General features: G+C 59.0%; 15 protein-coding genes. 6 read left to right on the top strand and 9 right to left on the bottom strand.

The genetic code is table 11. The features are described 5' to 3' along the window. Positions 1 to 65: 65 nt before the first annotated feature. Positions 66 to 1,550, bottom strand: a complete 1,485-nt coding sequence (locus FHX76_RS02600) for a CoA-acylating methylmalonate-semialdehyde dehydrogenase (RefSeq protein WP_167147524.1) — start codon at positions 1,548 to 1,550, stop codon at positions 66 to 68. Between the two features lie 39 nt (positions 1,551 to 1,589). After that, complete coding sequence (gene mmsB, locus FHX76_RS02595; RefSeq protein WP_167147521.1) at positions 1,590 to 2,498, bottom strand: 3-hydroxyisobutyrate dehydrogenase; 909 nt, start codon at positions 2,496 to 2,498, stop codon at positions 1,590 to 1,592. Between the two features lie 183 nt (positions 2,499 to 2,681). Between mmsB and FHX76_RS02590 the strand changes: the two genes are divergently transcribed. Continuing rightward, a complete protein-coding gene (locus FHX76_RS02590) occupies positions 2,682 to 3,593 on the top strand; it encodes a LysR family transcriptional regulator (protein WP_167147518.1) in 912 nt (303 codons plus the stop codon). Between the two features lie 60 nt (positions 3,594 to 3,653). Here the strand turns inward: FHX76_RS02590 and FHX76_RS02585 are convergent, their stop codons facing one another. The 3 genes from FHX76_RS02585 to FHX76_RS02575 form a co-directional block, all read right to left on the bottom strand. After that, a complete protein-coding gene (locus FHX76_RS02585) occupies positions 3,654 to 4,442 on the bottom strand; it encodes a 3-hydroxybutyrate dehydrogenase (protein WP_167147515.1) in 789 nt (262 codons plus the stop codon). Further along, positions 4,439 to 5,857, bottom strand: coding sequence for an MFS transporter (locus FHX76_RS02580; RefSeq protein ID WP_167147511.1), 1,419 nt, complete (start codon positions 5,855 to 5,857; stop codon positions 4,439 to 4,441). Before FHX76_RS02580 ends, FHX76_RS02585 begins: the two co-directional genes overlap by 4 nt. Positions 5,858 to 6,080: 223 nt before the next feature. After that, the gene (locus tag FHX76_RS02575; protein ID WP_167147508.1) at positions 6,081 to 8,162 is read right to left on the bottom strand and encodes a DNA gyrase/topoisomerase IV subunit B; all 2,082 of its coding nucleotides are present in this window, start codon (positions 8,160 to 8,162) and stop codon (positions 6,081 to 6,083) included. Between the two features lie 185 nt (positions 8,163 to 8,347). Between FHX76_RS02575 and FHX76_RS02570 the strand changes: the two genes are divergently transcribed. After that, entirely contained in the window at positions 8,348 to 8,569 is a 222-nt protein-coding gene (locus FHX76_RS02570) for a DUF7455 domain-containing protein (RefSeq protein WP_167147506.1), read from the top strand. A gap of 120 nt (positions 8,570 to 8,689) precedes the next feature. Here FHX76_RS02570 and FHX76_RS02565 read toward each other — a convergent pair whose 3' ends face one another. Further along, complete coding sequence (locus tag FHX76_RS02565; protein WP_386762184.1) at positions 8,690 to 10,165, bottom strand: RNA polymerase sigma factor; 1,476 nt, start codon at positions 10,163 to 10,165, stop codon at positions 8,690 to 8,692. Positions 10,166 to 10,456: 291 nt separating this feature from the next. Next, positions 10,457 to 11,374, bottom strand: coding sequence for a proteasome assembly chaperone family protein (locus tag FHX76_RS02560; protein WP_167147500.1), 918 nt, complete (start codon positions 11,372 to 11,374; stop codon positions 10,457 to 10,459). Between the two features lie 28 nt (positions 11,375 to 11,402). Here FHX76_RS02560 and FHX76_RS02555 point away from each other — a divergent pair, with 28 nt between their 5' ends. The 3 genes from FHX76_RS02555 (at position 11,403) to sucB (ending at position 15,833) form a co-directional block, all read left to right on the top strand. After that, the gene (locus FHX76_RS02555) at positions 11,403 to 12,887 is read left to right on the top strand and encodes a leucyl aminopeptidase (protein WP_167147497.1); all 1,485 of its coding nucleotides are present in this window, start codon (positions 11,403 to 11,405) and stop codon (positions 12,885 to 12,887) included. Between the two features lie 122 nt (positions 12,888 to 13,009). Further along, positions 13,010 to 14,383, top strand: a complete 1,374-nt coding sequence (gene lpdA / locus FHX76_RS02550; RefSeq protein WP_167147494.1) for a dihydrolipoyl dehydrogenase — start codon at positions 13,010 to 13,012, stop codon at positions 14,381 to 14,383. A gap of 76 nt (positions 14,384 to 14,459) precedes the next feature. Further along, complete coding sequence (gene sucB, locus FHX76_RS02545) at positions 14,460 to 15,833, top strand: 2-oxoglutarate dehydrogenase, E2 component, dihydrolipoamide succinyltransferase (protein ID WP_167147492.1); 1,374 nt, start codon at positions 14,460 to 14,462, stop codon at positions 15,831 to 15,833. Between the two features lie 126 nt (positions 15,834 to 15,959). On the opposite strand, the gene FHX76_RS02540 is transcribed toward sucB, so the two are convergent. Beyond that, entirely contained in the window at positions 15,960 to 17,027 is a 1,068-nt protein-coding gene (locus tag FHX76_RS02540; protein WP_167147490.1) for a hypothetical protein, read from the bottom strand. Positions 17,028 to 17,202: 175 nt separating this feature from the next. Here FHX76_RS02540 and FHX76_RS02535 point away from each other — a divergent pair, with 175 nt between their 5' ends. Then, positions 17,203 to 17,916, top strand: coding sequence for a DUF4191 domain-containing protein (locus FHX76_RS02535; protein WP_167147488.1), 714 nt, complete (start codon positions 17,203 to 17,205; stop codon positions 17,914 to 17,916). Positions 17,917 to 18,044: 128 nt separating this feature from the next. On the opposite strand, the gene FHX76_RS02530 is transcribed toward FHX76_RS02535, so the two are convergent. Further along, positions 18,045 to 18,473, bottom strand: coding sequence for an RDD family protein (locus tag FHX76_RS02530; protein ID WP_341777834.1), 429 nt, complete (start codon positions 18,471 to 18,473; stop codon positions 18,045 to 18,047). Positions 18,474 to 18,591: the final 118 nt, after the last annotated feature.

Below are 18,591 nucleotides of genomic sequence, written 5' to 3'. Positions count from 1 at the left end.
ATTTGCGAGAATCTGCACAAATCACACAGATTTTCAGCAGAAAGTCGCAAATAGATGCAGGTTGGCTAGTCGACCTGGGGGAAGCCGAGGTCGATGGTGCTCTGCGCCGGGTCAGGCCAGCGCGTGGTCACGACCTTGCCCCTCGTGTAGAAGCGGATACTGTCGGGACCATACATGTGGGTGTCGCCAAACAGAGAATTCTTCCAGCCGCCAAACGAGAACGAGCCAACTGGCACGGGGATCGGCACGTTTACCCCGACCATTCCAGCCTCGATCTCAAACTCAAACTGGCGAGCGGCTCCCCCATCTCGGGTAAAGATGGCCACCCCATTGCCAAACTCATTGGCATTGGTCAGCGCAACCGCTTCGTCGTAGGTGTCAACTCGAACGACCGAGAGTACCGGCCCAAAAATCTCGTCGTCGTAGACACGCATCCCAGGCTTCACATGGTCGATAAGACTCACCCCGATGAAAAAACCGTCGGAATCAAAGGCGTGCTCGCGTCCATCGAGCACAACCGTCGCTCCTTCGTTCGCAGCACCGGCCACATAGCCAGCGACCTTATCCCGGTGTTCGCGGGTGATCAGCGGGCCCATTTGGGACGTAGCATCCGTGCCGGCACCGATGACGAGTGAACGCCCACGCTCGGCGATGGCTTCAACGAGCTCATCGGCAATGGAACCAACGGCAACCACAACGCTCACTGCCATGCACCGCTCGCCGGCAGAGCCATAGGCTGCGTTGATCGCCGCATCGGCGGCCATACTGAGATCGGCATCTGGCAGTACAACCATGTGGTTCTTCGCGCCGCCGAGAGCTTGAACTCGCTTGCCACGTTCGGCGGCGCGGGCATAGATGCTCTGAGCGATGGGGGTCGAGCCGACAAAGCTGATGGCTTTGACTTCTTGGCTGTCAAGAATTGCATCAACCGCTTCTTTGTCACCCTGCACCACGTTCAGCACGCCGGAGGGCAGACCCGCCTCGGCAAACAGCTCGGCGATAAACACCGCCGACGACGGATCCTTTTCACTCGGTTTGAGCAGCACGGTATTGCCGCAGGCAAGCGCGCTGCCGATCATCCACAGCGGAACCATTGCGGGAAAGTTGAACGGCGTAATGCACGCGACCACTCCGACGGGTTGCCTGGATGAGTGCACATCAACTCCGGATGACACCTGCTCGGCGCGCTCTCCCTTCAGCATGTGCGACAGGCCAGTAGCAAACTCGATGTTCTCGAGGCCACGGTTGATCTCGCCTTCTGCGTCTGAGAGCACCTTGCCGTGTTCACTGGTCAGAATCGCTGCCAGTTCACCCTTGCGTTCTTCGATAAGCTGGCGCACCCGAAAGAAGATCGCTGTTCGCTTCGCAAGGCTCGTTGCTCGCCAGCCAGGGAGCGCGCCCGCAGCTGCGGCAATAGCATCTTCGACCTGTGCAGTTGATGCCAAAACGACTTGCTTCTCCTGTGCGCCTGTGGCTGGGTTATAGACGGGAGCGAACCGCTCGGCATCCGAAACGTGTTCTCCGTTAATGAAGTGCGGGATGGTCTGCATGGTGACTCTTTCGTTCATGGTAGATGGCGGCCGGTTGGCTTACGCGTGTGCGGGTGATGGGGCGGTGCCGTCGACCAGCTTCACAATCATTGAGCAGTCCTTGCCGCCCTGATCCTGATCGATGAGGCGTTGGAACAGCTCCTGCACGTGTTCGCCAATCTCGAGGGGTGTTCCGGTGCTCTTCGCCGCCGCTATTGCAAGGCCGATGTCTTTATTCGCGAGATCCGTTGTGAAGGTTGGAGCAAAGTCATGGTTCGATGCTGCCGTTTCAACGACCCCCGGAACGGGATACCAGGTACGCAGAGCCCAGCTGTCACCAGACGATACCGACGCGATATCCCAGAACACCTGCGGGTCGAGGCCAAGACGCTCAGCGAGGACGGAGCCCTCTGCACACGCCGCGAGGGAGATGAACAGCATGAGGTTGTTGCAAATCTTCGCTGCCTGCCCTGTGGTTGGACCACCTGTTGGGATGATGTTTCCTGCCATTGGCCGGATATACTCGCTGGCCTCTGCAACAACTGTTGGTTCGCCGCCAATCATGAAGGTGAGTGTTGCCTGTTCAGCGCCGCTCATTCCGCCAGATACTGGCGCATCCACAAATCGGAATCCCCCGGCGGCCGCAGCGTCGTGGAGCGCCGTTGCCGAATCAATATCGATGGTGGATGAGTCGACCAGCAGCGTCGTTGTGTCGGCCGTTGCGAGGATGCCGGCGTCGCCGAGGTAGGCGCTGCGGGCATGCTCGCCTTTTGGCAGCATCGTAAAAACCGCGTCGGCGCCAGCAACAGCCTCTGCGATGCTCGCGGTCGCGATGATTCCGTTTTGCTCTGCGGCATCAAGCGCGGCCGCGCTCAGGTCAAATCCGCGAACCGTGTGGCCTGCTTTCACAAGGTTTGCCGACATGGGCCCACCCATGTGACCGAGCCCGATCCATCCGATAACTGCCATGAGCAAGCTCCTTTGCTTGTGGATGCGAGCGGGTAGCGCGCGCATCGTTCCGTGTGATGCCACAATCGCTGTGACATCATTAGAATCGCAGTGAATAAATGTGCAGACAAGCGCATTTATTACAGACGCTATGTGCATTTTTGCTCATAGGTGCGTCGCGTAGGCCCCCTAGGAAAGGCAGCTATGACCGACCCCTCCTGGTCATCACCAAGCCCAAACGATCTGATGATCTTGCTCGCCGTTGCCCGCCTCGGCAGATTCAATGCCGTCGCGGACGCCCTCGAAACCACACATACGACCGTGTCACGACGAATCCAAGCCCTTGACCAACAGCTCGGCGGGCGGACGCTTGTGCGCAGCCCACACGGCTGGGAACTCACCGATCTTGGCGCAGAGGCTGTGCGCGCGGCCGAGGCAATCGAACTCAGCCTTGGATCGTTGACCCGAACCATCACCAAAGACAGCGATGCCATTACCGGTCTCGTTCGTCTCAGCAGCCCCGACGGATTCGCTGCCCGTTGCGTAAGCCCCGCTCTCGTGGCGCTGCAACGCAAACACCCGCGTCTCAACGTCGAGGTTATGAGCGGAACCAAGCGCATCAACCAAAACCGGTCAGGTGTAGACCTCGAGCTCGTCGTTGAGCCAACCGATGTACCAAACGTACACACGCTTTTTCTCAGCAACTACTACCTTCGGCTCTACGCCAGTCGCGAATACCTCGAAGGAAACGGCACGCCGGAGTCGACTGCAGATCTCCGTCACCACGCCTTCGTTTCCTATGTCGAATCGGCGCTCCAGGTCGCGGAGCTTGGCCACAGGTCAACGGGGCTTCCTGATCCACGAAGCAGCCTGCAAAGCACGAGCATCTTCGCTCAGGTTGAGGCGGTCCGCTCTGGCGGAGGCATCGGGTTACTGCCGTCATTTCTTATTGCGGATGACGACGACTTTGTGCCTGTCCTTTCATCACAGTTTCACCGGAAGCTTCGCATTATGGCAGCAGCACGACCCGAGTCGTTACGCTCCCCCGCCGTGCAGGCCACGATCAGCGCGATCAAGCAGCAAGTCGCTGAGTCGCAGGAGCTGCTGCTCGGCTAGGCCGTTTGCCGGACGGAGCACCCCAGCACACAGGGGCGGGGTGCTCCGTCCGGCGGCAGCCTAGGCTGTCCATCCCCCATCGATGGTGTAGCTCGCGCCAGTGATCATCGAAGCCTCGTCTGAGGCAAGAAACCCAACAAGCGACGCAACCTCATGCGGCTCAACCAGGCGCTTAATCGCGTTCTTCGCGAGCAAGACATCCTGCAGCACGTCCTGCTCTTGGATGCCGTTTGCCGCTGCCTGGTCTGCAATCTGGTTTGTCACCAAGGGGGTGCTCACAAAACCAGGATTGACGCAGTTGCTTGTCACCCCGTGCGGGCCGCCCTCGCGGGCGGTGACCTTCGAGAGCCCCTCAAGCCCGTGTTTAGCCGCAACGTAGGGGGCCTTGAGCGGTGATGCCCGCAAGCCGTGCACCGAGGACATATTGATAATCCGCCCAAAGCCCGTTCGATACATATGAGGAAGGCTTGCGCGAATGAGCAGAAACGGAGCTTCAAGCATGAGGGTCATCATGCGGCGAAACACCGCGGGTTCGCACGTTTCGATTGGGCTCAGGGATTGCATACCCGCGTTGTTCACCAGGATGTCCACGTCAAATTGCCGGTCTTCAAGCTGGGCGGTATCAAGCAGGTCAAGCACGAGCGCTTCTCCGCCGATCTCCCGCGCCGCCGATTGAACGGCTTTAGCCTCGATGTCGGCCAGGATGACGTGGGCACCACGTTCGGCCAGGAGACGACCACACGCGAGGCCAATGCCCCCGGCGCCCCCGGTAATGAGGGCGCGCCGTCCGGCGAGTGGCAGCGTTCCCCCCGCCGACGCAGGAGGGTACCCCGCGGATGCTGCACTCACTGCCGTACCCGCCTGGTTCCCGCGGCGACGGCAGCAGCATCTTCGATCTGAATCTCGGCCGTTCGGGTGGCGTCGGCCACATCAATTGATTGCAGTGAGATGCCTTTGGTCTCCCGCAGACACAAGACCGCGACGATCGTGACACAGCACGCACCCATCAGGTAGAGCGCAACAGGCACTGAAGAATCAAAGGTGTTAAGCAGGCTTGAGGCAATAATTGGGGCCATCGAGCCAGCAACAATTGACGTGACCTGGTATCCGAGCGAAACACCGGAATAGCGCATCCGCGTTGGGAACATTTCGGCCATGATGGCAGGCTGACCCGCGTACATGAGTGCGTGGAACAGCAGCCCGATAATCACGGCCAGCACGATCATGACGTCGTTGCCAGTATCCATCATTGGGAAGGCGAAGAAGCCCCACGTTGCACCGAGGATGGCACCCGCCATATACACCGGCTTTCGCCCAATGATGTCCGTCATCCGCCCGACCAACGGAACAGCCGCAAAATGCACAAGGTGCGCAATGAGCAACAGCAGTAGGATGCGAGAGGTATCCGTTTTCACGATGACCGCAAGATACGTGATGGTGAAGGTAACAACCAGGTAGTAGAGAATGTTCTCGGCAAAGCGAAGGCCCATTGCTGTGAAGACACCCCTCGGGTAGCGGCGGAAGACTTCCATGACCCCGTAGCCCTTCTGGGGGTTGGTCTCGAGTTCTTCGCGCGCCTTGAGGAAGATGGGGGCATCATTCACCTTGGTCCGAATGTAATAACCGATGAGCACGATCACGGCCGAAAGCCAGAAGGCGATACGCCAGCCCCAGCCGAGGAAGTCATCCTGGGAAAGGACGCTTGACAGCACCAACAACACAAACGTCGCCAAGAGATTGCCCATTGGAACGGCTGACTGCGGCCAGCTCGACCAGAAACCACGCGACCTATTTGGGCTGTGTTCTGCCACCAGCAGGACCGCACCGCCCCATTCGCCGCCAACCGCAAACCCTTGAATAAACCGGAGGGCCACCAGCAAGAATGGAGCCCAGTAACCAATCTGGCCAAACGTTGGCAGGCAGCCCATGAGGAACGTCGCAACGCCAACCATGATGATAGACAGCTGCAGTAGCTGCTTTCGTCCGTATTTGTCGCCAAAATGCCCAAAGACGATTCCGCCAATTGGCCTCGCGACAAACCCGACGGCATAGGTCAGGAAGGCCTTAATGATGCCATCAAGTTGAGAACCAGAATCGGGAAAGAATAATGCCCCAAACACAAGCGTTGCCGCCGATGCGTAGAGAAAAAATTCGTACCATTCGACGACCGTTCCGGCCATCGAAGCGATCACAACTTTCTTGAGCCCAGATTCTTTGGCGCTCGGTTCTGCCGATGGATGTTGAATAGGCGTTTCCACAGTCATCTGTCACTCCTACGTGTCTACGCTGACACTGTTCGGTTCTCCGTGTAGTCCATTGCAGGGCGATTAATCCGCGCCCGACTTAGTCCGAGTGTGGACTGTTCAATTGACCAACTCAACCGGAGTTCCTGCAGATGGTGTCTGCAAAAATGCACACCCAGCCGACGCTTGGGAGAGCGACAACAGGCAGTCCATAATATGGATGCCGTCCCCGCTAACAGACCGCCTAAACGTCGATGCGCTCCCGCGAAAGCGTGTCAGAACTCGACACGATAAATTCCTTGCGCGGAGCGACTTCGTTGCCCATCAGCAGCTCAAAGATCTCGGAGGCTTTCTGCCCGTCTGCGACGCCAACACGGCGCAGCAGGCGCTTATCGCGATCCATCGTCGTCTCGGCCAATTGGTCGGCATCCATCTCGCCGAGGCCCTTGTACCGCTGGATGGGCTCAACATATTTCTTGCCCCTGCGCTTCAGGTCTGCCAGGAGATCTTGGAGCTGTTGCTCGCTGTAGGTATAGATCGTCTCGTTCGGTTTCTTGCCGGCGTTCTGCACGATCACGCGGTGCAACGGCGGTACCGCGGCGTACACACGGCCGGCCTCAATCATTGGGCGCATGTAGCGGAAGAACAGGGTGAGCAGCAGGGTACGGATATGGGCGCCGTCAACATCGGCGTCGCTCATGATGATGACCTTGCCGTAGCGCGCAGAATCGAGGTCGAAGTCACGACCGGAGCCGGCACCGATCACCTTGATGATCGCGCCACACTCCGCGTTGGACAGCATGTCGGCGACAGATGCCTTCTGTACGTTCAAGATCTTTCCGCGAATGGGCAGCAGAGCCTGGAACTCGCTGTCGCGGGCTGGGCGCGCGGTGCCGAGGGCCGAGTCACCCTCAACGATGAAAATCTCGCTGCCGGCAACATCCTTGCTTCGGCAATCGATGAGCTTTGCGGGAAGCGACGAGCTCTCGAGCGACGTCTTGCGTCGCTGAGTGTCCCTCTGGGCGCGCAGCGAAATGCGCGACTTCATCTCGGATACGACCTTCTCGAGCACCAAGGCACACTGGGCCTTCTCGGTACGCTTAGGTGACTCGAAGATTTGCTTGAGACCGTGCGTCACAACCTTGTTCACGATAGACCGAACGGCAGGGGTTCCAAGGATTTCCTTGGTCTGACCTTCAAACTGCGGCTCGGGAAGTCGAACCGTCAGCACCGCGGTGAGGCCGGCAAGGATGTCGTCCTTATCAACCTTGTCGTTGCCTGCCTTCAGCTTGCGTGCGTTCGCCTCAATCTGCTGGCGGAAGAACTTGAGCAAGCCCTGCTCAAACCCGCTGAGGTGTGTACCACCCTTTGGCGTCGAGATGATGTTGACATAGCTGCGCATGGTGGTCTCATAGCCGGTGCCCCAGCGGAGAGCAACATCCACAACACACTCACGCTCGACGTCCGTGGAAACCATATGGCCGTTTGCATCCATAACGGGCACCGTCTCGGTGAACGTGTGCGTCCCGCTCAGACGCCAGGTGTCAGTGACCGCGGTATCTGGGGCAAGGTAGTCAACGTATTCAGAGATGCCGCCCTCGAAGAAGAACTCCTCGTGCGTTGGTTCGTCTCCGCGAAGGTCGTCAAGGACAAGTCGCAGGCCAGGAATAAGGAAAGCGGTCTGGCGCGCCCTCGCGCGAAGCTGCTCTGGGTCAAACGTTGCGTCGGCCGTGAAGATCTGCGGGTCGGCCCAGTAACGCACGCGCGTGCCGGTTACGCCCTTTTTGACCTTGCCAACAACAACAAGCTCGCTCTTCTTCTCAAACGGGGTAAAGGGCGAGTCGGGAGACGGCTCCCCCGAATCCGTGAAGATGCCAGGCTCACCGTGACGGAAGCTCATTGCATACGTTTTGCCGTCGCGGTCGACAAACGCGTCAAGTCGAGCGGACAGGGCGTTCACAACCGAGGCGCCAACACCGTGCAGGCCACCTGAGGAACCGTAAGAACCTCCGCCAAATTTTCCACCGGCGTGCAGCTTTGTAAACACGAGCTCAACGCCCGTCAGCCCACTCTTTGGCTCGATATCAACGGGAACACCACGACCAGAGTCAATAACTTCAACACTGCCATCAGGATGCAAAACAATTTTGATCGTATCGCCATGACCGGCAAGTGCCTCATCAACGGAGTTATCAATAATCTCCCAGAGACAGTGCATGAGTCCCCTGGAATCGGTCGAACCGATATACATTCCAGGTCGTTTGCGGACCGCCTCCAAGCCTTCCAGAACAGACAAGTGTCGTGCTGAATAGTCTGACGCTGCCAAGGCTCTCCTCTTATGGGTAAACGCGATACCTGTCAAGGGTAAACGACCGGCGGGCGTTATTCCCGAACGACACCCAAAAGATGCCAGCTACGCGTTCAGCGAAAACAATGGCGACTTGCCCCACGCGGTGATGCAACGTGCTTTGATAGAGGTGTATAAAGTTACGCAACGGAAAGGGGGAGCTCATGACAACCATGACCGACAACATTCAGGATGCTCCAGTAGATGAGGAGCGCCCGCTCACGGGGCTTGACCGTTGTGACAGCTGCGGGTCTCAGGCATACATCCGCGCAACGATGGGAACCAGCGAGCTCCTGTTCTGCGCACACCACGGCAACAAGCACAAAGAAAAGCTTGCTCCGTTGGTCTCAGCCTGGCACGACGAAAGCCACAAGCTTCACCAGTAGGCCTGTGCACGTAGTGACTGCCTGTCAGTAGCTGTCCGGCCGTCACCAACACGCAGAGCCAACCTACGACGAAGGCCCCTCACCAATCGGTGAGGGGCCTTCGTTCTGACTGGCGCAGGTTTACTCGAGGTAATCCCGCAGCGACTGTGACCGCGATGGGTGACGCAGCTTCGCCATGGTCTTCGACTCGATCTGGCGGATACGCTCACGCGTCACACCGAATGTGTCGCCGATCTGGTCGAGCGTCTTCGGCATGCCGTCGCCGAGACCAAAGCGCATACGGATGACTCCTGCTTCGCGCTCGCTGAGTGAATCAAGCAGCGACTCAAGCTGACGCTGCAGCATGGTGAAGCCAACGGCATCCGCTGGCACAACGGCCTCGGTGTCCTCGATAAGGTCACCAAATTCGCTGTCGCCATCTTCACCAAGCGGAGTGTGCAGCGAGATTGGCTCGCGGCCGTACTTCTGAACCTCGACAACCTTTTCTGGAGTCATATCGAGTTCGCGGCTCAGCTCTTCAGGCGTGGGCTCGCGACCAAGGTCTTGGAGCATCTGGCGCTGAACGCGTGCAAGCTTGTTGATGACCTCAACCATGTGCACCGGAATACGGATGGTGCGGGCCTGGTCAGCCATTGCGCGGGTGATTGCCTGACGGATCCACCACGTTGCGTAGGTCGAGAACTTAAAGCCCTTGGTGTAGTCGAACTTCTCGACGGCACGGATGAGGCCAAGGTTTCCCTCTTGGATGAGGTCAAGGAACTGCATTCCGCGGCCGGTGTAACGCTTTGCGAGCGACACAACGAGTCGGAGGTTTGCACCAAGCAGGTGAGCCTTCGCGCGCTGACCGTCACGGGCAACCCAGCGCAGCTCACGCTGCAGTTGCTTGCTCAGGTCTGGCGTGTTGGCAAGGCGATCTTCTGCGAAGAGACCCGCCTCAATACGCATGGCCAACTCGACCTCTTCAGCGGCGTTGAGCAGAGCGACCTTACCGATCTGCTTCAGGTAGTCCTTGACGGGGTCTGCCGTCGCACCGGTGATCGCCGTCGAAAAGACCGGAATCTCATCGTCGTCGTCACTCGACGTCAGCACAATTGCACCGGTTGGCAGCGGCTCGTCGGCCGTTACCTTCTTCTTGGTGTTCTCTTCGCCTTCAACGTCGTCTTCAGCATCAACGTCGACGATGTCGATAACAACGTCAACCTCAACTTCTTCCTCGTCGTCGTCTGGCTCGTCGCTCTTTGCCTTGCGCTTGACCGGGGCCTTTGCTTTGGCCGTTGTTGCACGCTTTGTCTTGGTGGCTTCCGTAGCCTCTGCAGCCGACTTCTTCGTCTTGGCTGGGGCCTTTGTTGCCTTGGCTGCGGGGGCAGCAGCGTCGGTGGTCTTTTTTGCAGGGGCCTTCTGAGCGGCAGCCTTCGAAGCCGTGCTCTTTGATGATGCGCTTGTTGCCTTGGCAGTGCCTGATTCTGGGGCAGCCTCGGCCTGTGCGCTCTTACTTGTGGTCGTGGTTTTGGTAGCCACGCACCCGCCTCTCCTCGGAGTCATGCTGCCTGACAGCATGCTCGCACTTGTACTTATCTGCAAACTACTAAGACCCATGTCAAGTCTCGCGGCTAAAATCTTGCGATTTTGGCGCGACCCTGACCGGGTCTAATTGTCAATTATTGCATGGTTCTCGCCTGCCCTTGCACACGAACACGTGTGTGGCCATAAATACTGCTGTGATCGACTACAGGCTAAAACGGGGATATCGTGAGTTTTATTCCCCCTAGGCCCAACGCGTTCGCAGTTTGTTTATGAACGAACACGCCAGGAGGCCGCTGAGCGTTCAACTGGCGTTCAACGCTGCGGGCGTCATCGGAGGGGTGGCACCACATGCTGCGCTGACTCTTATTTGTCGTTATCGTCGCGACGATCAGCAAGGAATCGCTCAAGCTCGCTCGCGATCTGATCGGCGGTCGGCAGCGTTCCGTCGTCCTGGGTCAGCGGCGAGCGAACCGTGCTCCCCTCCATGTAGGCGTCGTGACGCTCTTCGAGCGACGCAATCAGGCGCTGCGTTTCGGGACTCGCCGCCACCTGCTCGGAAATCTTTGCCATAAACTCGCGGCCGCGTTCTCGAATCGAATCAGTTGGGAAGATGAGACTGGTTGCTTGACTGATGCACTCGAGGGCGGTAATCAGGGCGGCGGGATACTCGGAATCCGCAAGATAGTGGGATACCAGCATGACAAAACCAACAACATCCTTGCCGGCCTCGTGAAGCCGATTCTCGATGAGGTGGCCGACCGTTGCAGACACCTGCGTACTCGGCTTCCAAACAGAAAGCGACTCGATAAGGTCACGCCGCGTGCCACTCACCGTTACCCCAACCGGGCGCGTATGCGGAACAGGCATAGGGATGGCGTGCGTCCAGACCGTTTGGGAGACCTGCAGGTCATCCATCAGGTAAAAGAGATTACGGATGAACGATTCCCACTGGAAATCAGGTTCAAAGCCCATAAGAACCAGAAACGGGCTGCCGAGCTCGTCGTGAGCAAGATACAGACCAAGCTCCGGCGGGATGTAGTCGATAAGACGGTCCTCCGCAAAGAAGATCGTTGGGCGGCGCGAGCGATAGTCAAGAAGACGGTCAACGTCGAAGAGGGCAACAGGTTGCGGGCGGACCGTATCCATCATGTAATCCTCGAGCTGCGACACCGCAGAACCCGCGTCAGCAAAGCCGGTAAGGGCAATAATCAGTGGGAGACCGGGAGTTACCAGGCCGTAGACATCCTCATTCAGCTCAAAGAGCGGCTCGTCGCTACGCATGCACTCAGTCTAGGCGTAGGCTGGAGCTATGCCGACTATCCCCAATCTGGTGCTCACCGCAGAGTCAACGTCAGCCCTCTCCTCCGAAGTTTTGCTCATCGGGGCGGTCATTGCAGAGGGAGGTGAAGCCCACCTCTTCTCGACGGCACACGTCGACACGAGCGCACTCAATCTGGAAGCGCTCGGCGTATCGGGGGCGGCCGACTCGCTCGTGCGCATCCCGAGCCCAAGCTCGACCGGGCCGCAGACGCTCGTGATTGTTGGCATCGGTCGCTCGGTGACCCCCTCGTCGCTTCGCTACGCAACAGGCTCAGCCATTCGACGCCTCGCCGGAATTGACTCAGTCGTTGTGGCCCTCCCAACCCGTTCTGAAGAGGAACTCGCGGCAATCGCAGAAGGCGCCCTGCTCGGCGCATATGCCTTCGAGGACTATCGAGGGCTCACAAAGGAAAAGGCTCAGAGCCCGGTAGCGAACATTACGATCCACAATGCAGATACCCCAACGCAGCTCACGTCACGGGCCGCAGCCATTGCGGATGCCGTTGCGCTCACCAAAGACCTCGTGAATATTCCTGCCAATGATCTCTTCCCGGCAAGCATGGTTGAGGAGGCGCTCGCAAGCGTTGCCGACCTCCCCATCACCCACACGGTGTGGACAGAGGATGAGCTCAAGCGTGACGGCTTTGGCGGCATCCTTGGCGTTGGCCAGGGTTCAAGTCGGCCACCACGACTCCTCCGCCTCGACTATGCCCCAGCCGGTGCATCACGGCACATCGCTCTGGTCGGAAAGGGGATCACCTTCGATACCGGCGGACTGTCGCTCAAGCCGCCCGCATCCATGATCGGCATGAAATACGACATGACGGGGGCCGCAACGGTGCTGGCCGTCATCAGGGCTGCTGCCGCGCTGAAGCTTCCAGTTCACGTCACGTCGTGGCTTCCCCTTGCCGAAAACATGCCGTCGAGCACAGCAACACGCCCAGGTGACGTCATCACTGCCCGCGGTGGCCGCACCATTGAAGTGCTGAACACGGATGCAGAGGGACGCCTCGTCCTTGCCGACGCGCTCATCGCCGCTGGCGAGGAGAGCCCAGACGCCATCATCGACGTGGCAACGCTCACCGGCGCGGCGATCACCGCCCTCGGCAACCGCACGGTTGGGCTGATGGGGGACGACGAACTTGTCACCTCGGTTCAGGCGGCAAGCCTACGCGCCGGAGAATCGCTCTGGCCGATGCCAATTCCCGACGAGCTGCGCCCAATGCTGGCGTCTGATATCGCAGACATTGCAAACATTAAGCCTGGAAACACCGCGGCAGGCATGCTCATCGCGGCTGCGTTCCTTACCGATTTTAAGACTCCCGTTTCTGGAACAACCGGCGCAACTATTCCGTGGGCTCACCTTGATATCGCCGGTCCGGCACACAATCAGGGTGGCGCATACGGCTACACGGGAACAGGCCCGACCGGCACCATGGTGCGCACCCTCATCGACTACCTCACAAACGCCTAGGCACCTCACAAAAACATGCAACGCATCGTAGTAGGCTTGACACAGCGTTAATAGGGTGCCTTTTTGGTGCCTATTGTCGTGTCGATCACATCTACGACCTACCACAACAGGGAGAGAACCCAGTGTCGGAACACAACTTTGACATCGTCGTATTGGGCGGCGGAAGCGCCGGTTATGCAACAGCAATCCGCGCAATTGAACTTGGCCTCACTGCGGTGGTGATCGAAAAAGACAAACTTGGTGGAACGTGCTTGCACCGCGGATGTGTCCCAACCAAGGCTCTGCTGCACTCCGCTGAGGTTGCCGATGTAGCGCGCGAAAGCGAAAGCTACGGCGTTAAGACCACCTTTGAAGGCATCGACATTGCGGCCGTTACGGCATACCGCGAAGGAATTGTCTCCAAGAAGTACAAGGGACTCCAGGGCCTGCTCAAGGCGCGCAAGGTCACGGTTGTTGAAGGCGAAGGCCGTCTTGTTTCCAAGAACACCGTTCAGGTTGGCGAAGACACCTACGTTGGTAAGAACGTTGTTCTCGCCACCGGCTCGTACTCACGTAGCCTGCCAGGTCTCGAAATCGGTGGCCGCGTCATCACGAGCGAGCACGCGCTGCAGCTTGATTTTGTACCGCAGAAGGTAGCCGTTCTTGGCGGCGGCGTCATCGGCGTTGAGTTCGCAAGCGTTTGGAAGTCATTCGGCTCAGACGTCACCATTATTGAAGGACTCCCCCACCTCGTTCCCAACGAAGAAGAGGTCATCAGCAAGCAGCTTGAGCGCGCGTTCCGCCGTCGCGGCATCAACTACAAGCTCGGCCAGCGCTTCTCGTCCGTCACACAGGATGACACCGGCGTGACCATCACGCTCGAGAACGGCGAGGTTATTGAGGCAGAACTACTGCTCGTTGCTGTCGGCCGCGGCCCTGTTACCGCAAATATGGGCTTCGAAGAGGCCGGCGTCACGCTCGACCGCGGATTTGTTCCCACCGATGCTCGCCTCCAGACCAACGTTCCTGGCATCTACGCAGTCGGCGACATCGTTCCCGGCTTGCAGCTTGCCCACCGCGGATACCAGCAGGGCATCTTCGTCGCCGAAGAAATTGCGGGACTCAACCCCGTCATCATCGAAGACGTCAACATCCCGAAGATCACCTACTGCGACCCAGAGGTTGCATCGGTTGGTCTCTCGGAGGTTAAGGCAAAAGAGCAGTATGGCGACGCAGCGATCAGCTCCTACGAGTACAACCTCGCCGGAAACGCAAAGAGCGAGATCATCGGAACTGGCGGTCTTGTGAAGGTCGTCCGCGTCAACGATGGCCCCGTTGTTGGTGTGCACATGATCGGTGGACGCGTCGGTGAGCTCATCGGCGAAGCCCAGCTCATCGTGAACTGGGAGGCCTACCCAGAGGATGTTGCGCCGCTCATCCACGCACACCCATCACAGAACGAGTCCATCGGTGAAGCCATGATGTTCCTCGCGAACAAGCCGCTTCACACGATGTAGTCGCACCAAGTCCAACGCCACAAATTTTATACAGAGCATCGCAGGCAGCAGTGCCTGTTCATATAAGGAGAAATTCATGAGCGAGTCGGTTAGCCTCCCCGCACTGGGAGAAAGCGTCACCGAAGGAACCGTCACCCGTTGGCTGAAAAACGTCGGCGACACGGTTGAGGTAGACGAACCATTACTCGAGGTATCAACCGACAAGGTTGACACCGAGATCCCTTCGCCCATCGCCGGCGTTGTCGAAGAAATCCTCGTACAAGAAGACGAGACCGTTGAGGTCGGCGCAATTCTTGCCCGCATCGGCGACGGCAGCGGCGCAGGCGCAGCGGCGGCAGAGCCAGCCCCTGCAGCCGAAGCAGCACCAGCGGCGGCAGAGCCTGCGCCGGCTGCTGCCGAGCCAGTTGCTGCACCGGCACCGGCCGCAGCACCAGAGCCAGTTGCCGCGCCTATCGCGGCAGCGCCAGCCCCGGTCCCTGCAGCGACGCCAGAGCCAGTTGCTGCGCCTGTTGCAGCTGCTCCCGCTGCGGCTCCTGCCGCCGCTCCTGTCCCCGATGCAGCCGGATACGTCACACCGATCGTTCGTAAGCTCGCAAACGACAACGGCGTTGACCTCGGCTCGATCGTTGGAACGGGTGTTGGCGGTCGTATCCGCAAGGAAGACGTACTCGCAGCTGCCTCCAACGGCTCGGCACCACGCCGCGCGGCTGGCCCAGCTCCAGTAGTTGTTTCGGAACTTCGCGGAACCACGCAGAAGTTCTCTCGCCTTCGCAAGGTCATCGCGGAGCGCGCCGTCATCTCGATGAACACAACGGCTCAGCTCACCACCATTGTTGAGGTTGACGTCACCAAGGTAGCCGCACTTCGCACGGCGATGAAGGATGAGTTCCTCGCCAAGACCGGCAACAAGCTCTCGTTCCTTCCGTTCTTTGCGCTTGCAGCAACCGAGGCTCTGCGCACCTACCCGATCATCAACGCCACGATTGATGGCGAATCGATTGTGTACCCAGAGCACGAGAACCTGAGCATCGCCGTCGACACCGAGCGTGGCCTGCTGACGCCTGTTGTTCGCGATGCAGGTGACAAGAACATCGCCCAGCTTGCTGCTGAGATCGGCGACCTTGCTGCTCGCACCCGCGACAACCAGCTCAAGCCAGACGAGCTTGCCGGCGGAACGTTCACGCTCACCAACACCGGTTCGCGCGGAGCGCTCTTCGACACCCCGCTGGTCTTCCTGCCACAGGTCGCCATCCTTGGCACCGGCGCGGTTGTGAAGAAGCCTGGTGTTGTCAAGGTTGACGGTGGCGAAGCCATCGCGGTTCGATCGACTGTTTTCCTCGCGCTCTCCTACGACCACCGCGTGGTCGACGGCGCCGATGCTGCCCGCTTCCTGAGCCAGGTCAAGGCTCGTCTGGAAGAGGCTGCGTTCGAGGGCAACCTTGGCATCTAATCGAGAGGTCGCTTAGCGATCACTCGCCAGCCGCCCTTCGTGAGCGGTGAACAGAACGCATCTCATCAGATGGCCTCGGCCAGAGAACTTGGTTTCTCTTGCCGGGGCCATTTGTGTGTGCAGAGCTTACCCGATGCCTGATCCGGGCATGAGCACACTCAACAGGGCCGCCAGAATGAGGCCAAGTCCAAGACCCACGATTGATCGGCGCAGCACAGTACGATCGGTTGCCGCTCGCCTCAGCCATCCAACGGTACGGCCAATGGAAGACTCGGAAGACCTTCGTCGCGCTGATCTATACAACGCGGCGAATCGCCCATTCGATGGCTCGGAAGTTGCGATCGCTTGCAACGGTCGCTGGTGTGCAACCAACTCGTGCGCGGTTGGCGATCTGCCTCGCATCGGCTGAATTGAATCCACGATCGCCAGCGCGAGCGCCTCGCTGCGATGTTCGTGACCCTGCGCGTCGGCGATGCGAACGAGCTCCTGAACAAGGCGGTCGCGGCGGTTTCCCGAGCTCAGCACCTCGTTGGCGAGGTCGAGGACTGTCTCCGGATGCACGCCCGTACGACAGCACGGGCGATCAAGGATATCCGTAGCAGATGCCGCTGAACCGGGCACCAACTGGACCCTGTGGATTCCACGGCTGGAAACGACCAGAAGTCGCCCAGCCGCCGTAACCCCGAGCTCACGAAGCAACGGACGTCCAAGACACATTCCGGCCATGCACAACGTGGCGGCTCCCCTGATGAGATCAATAAGAAGTGCAGCCCCTGCGGAAGATGAGCTCACCAAGCCCTGCGCAGGAACTCCCCTGCGCAGATGTGCAGCGGCGACCCAGGCAGCAACGGGCGTGTATAAGCGATGCTCAAGCAGCCACAATTGCCCGTACCTCGGCGAGTCAACGTAATCAAATTGACCGGCGAGGATGCCACTGCCAGCCAACCGAGATTCTTCTCTCAACCTGACACCCTCATTGGTGAAGCGTTGTTGTCGCGCCGAGCGAACGGACGAGGTTGGCTGACGCCCAATGACAAGCTCTGCCTCGGCATGCGTCGTTCGGCACCTGATCAGCCAGGCGTGTTCTCGCTCGTCGCTGCGGAGAGGGCGCAGCAACAAAAAACCCGCACGATCGGCAACGGTTGACGCAAGAACACGATCACGGGCTGGGGCAGGTGCGGTGGGGAATTTCATAGCAACACCCTGCCGTGCGGGAGCATCCAAGAACCGTCAGCATCCGGAACCGTGGAGAATAACGATGGAATCAGGACTGTTGAAAACTACATTCGGGGATGTGAGTATTCAACTGCGAGCGAACAACTCCCGCGCGTGGCACCGGCCAGAGCGAATCAACGGTATTCTTAACGGTATGGCCAAATCAGACGATACCCCGAAGCCCAAGAAGGTGAAGAAGCAAGGCCGCATCTCGCAGATGTGGCAAGTGTTTCAGATGACGCGTCGTTATGACAAGAACATCACGCTCATCCTGTTGCTCTGCTTGCTGTTGCCCCTCCTTGGCGGCATCTCGCTTGCAGTATTCCTGCCTGGCGGAATCCTCGGAGGCATCCTCTGGGTCGTCAGCGGCATCATGGTTGGCATCCTGCTTGTACTCATCGTTCTTGGGCGTCGTGCTGAGCGCGCCGCCTACCAGCAGATTGAGGGCGAGCCCGGTGCAGTTGGTGCCGTCGTGAAGAACGCGCTTCGTCGCACGTGGCGCGGCAGCGAAATGCCCGTCGCCGTGAACCCACGAACCAAAGACGCGGTCTACCGAGTCACCGGACGAGGCGGCGTTGTACTCATCGCCGAGGGGCCAAAGGACCGCGTGCAGCGCATGCTCACTGAAGAAGAACGCAAGGTCAAACGAGTTTTGCCAGCAGTTGCAGTGACGCACATCATCGTTGGACCAGACGAAGACTCGGTTCCGCTGTGGAAGGTTTCACGAGCCCTCCTCAAGATCAAACCAACGCTGACCCGCCAAGAGGTTCAGGCCGTTGGCAACCGACTGAGCTCCCTGCAGAGCAACCCCATCGGCATTCCAAAGGGTGTTGACCCTACGAGGGTTCGCGCACCGCGCCCTCGCTAGCAGTCGCCACGGAACACGCAAACGACCCGGCATCCATCAGGATGCCGGGTCGTTTGCCGTCATGGCCAGGTCTTCACATCCACTCGGCGAGTAACAATCAGTCGGAACCCTTTGGTTCAGAAGCTCGATTACGCGATGATGAGCGCGGTTCCCGGGATCTTATCGTGGAAGGCGCGCTGGTCAGAATCCCAGATTAGGGCCGGCAGAATGAGGCACAACAGCAAGGTGCGCACAACGGGCCGCCAGATTCCAACCCACCCTCCGCTCAGGGAAATAACCCGAAGCCCCGTGAGTCGGTGGCCAATGCTTCCACCGATAGTGGGAATAAAAACGACCTGGCCAATGATAAAAATCACGGTGATTGCGAGGGCGTCGTAGTTGAAAAATGCGAGTGAGATCAGCATCGCGTACCCCCAGTCGATGACGAGGGCAACAACACGTCGTCCGATGCGTGCAATCGATCCGCGGCCAGATTGCGGAAGGCCAAGCCGTTCTCCTGGGTACTCACTTGGAGCTGCATCGCCGAAGGTTTTTGGAGGATTTGTGGAATCTGGCACGCTGACAAGTCTACGCGACACTCCGCAGCCGACTTGGTAACTCGTTAACATGCCTGAAACAATTGCATAACCGAGGGGAAACGACGCCACCGTAGCGTTAGTGGAGCCTAGACAACCG

Origin of the sequence: Lysinibacter cavernae, assembly GCF_011758565.1 — a bacterium.
GTDB classification, from domain to species: Bacteria; Actinomycetota; Actinomycetes; order Actinomycetales; family Microbacteriaceae; genus Lysinibacter; species Lysinibacter cavernae.
Note: the sequence above shows the minus strand (reverse complement) of the source record. Positions and strands in the feature narration are given on the sequence as shown.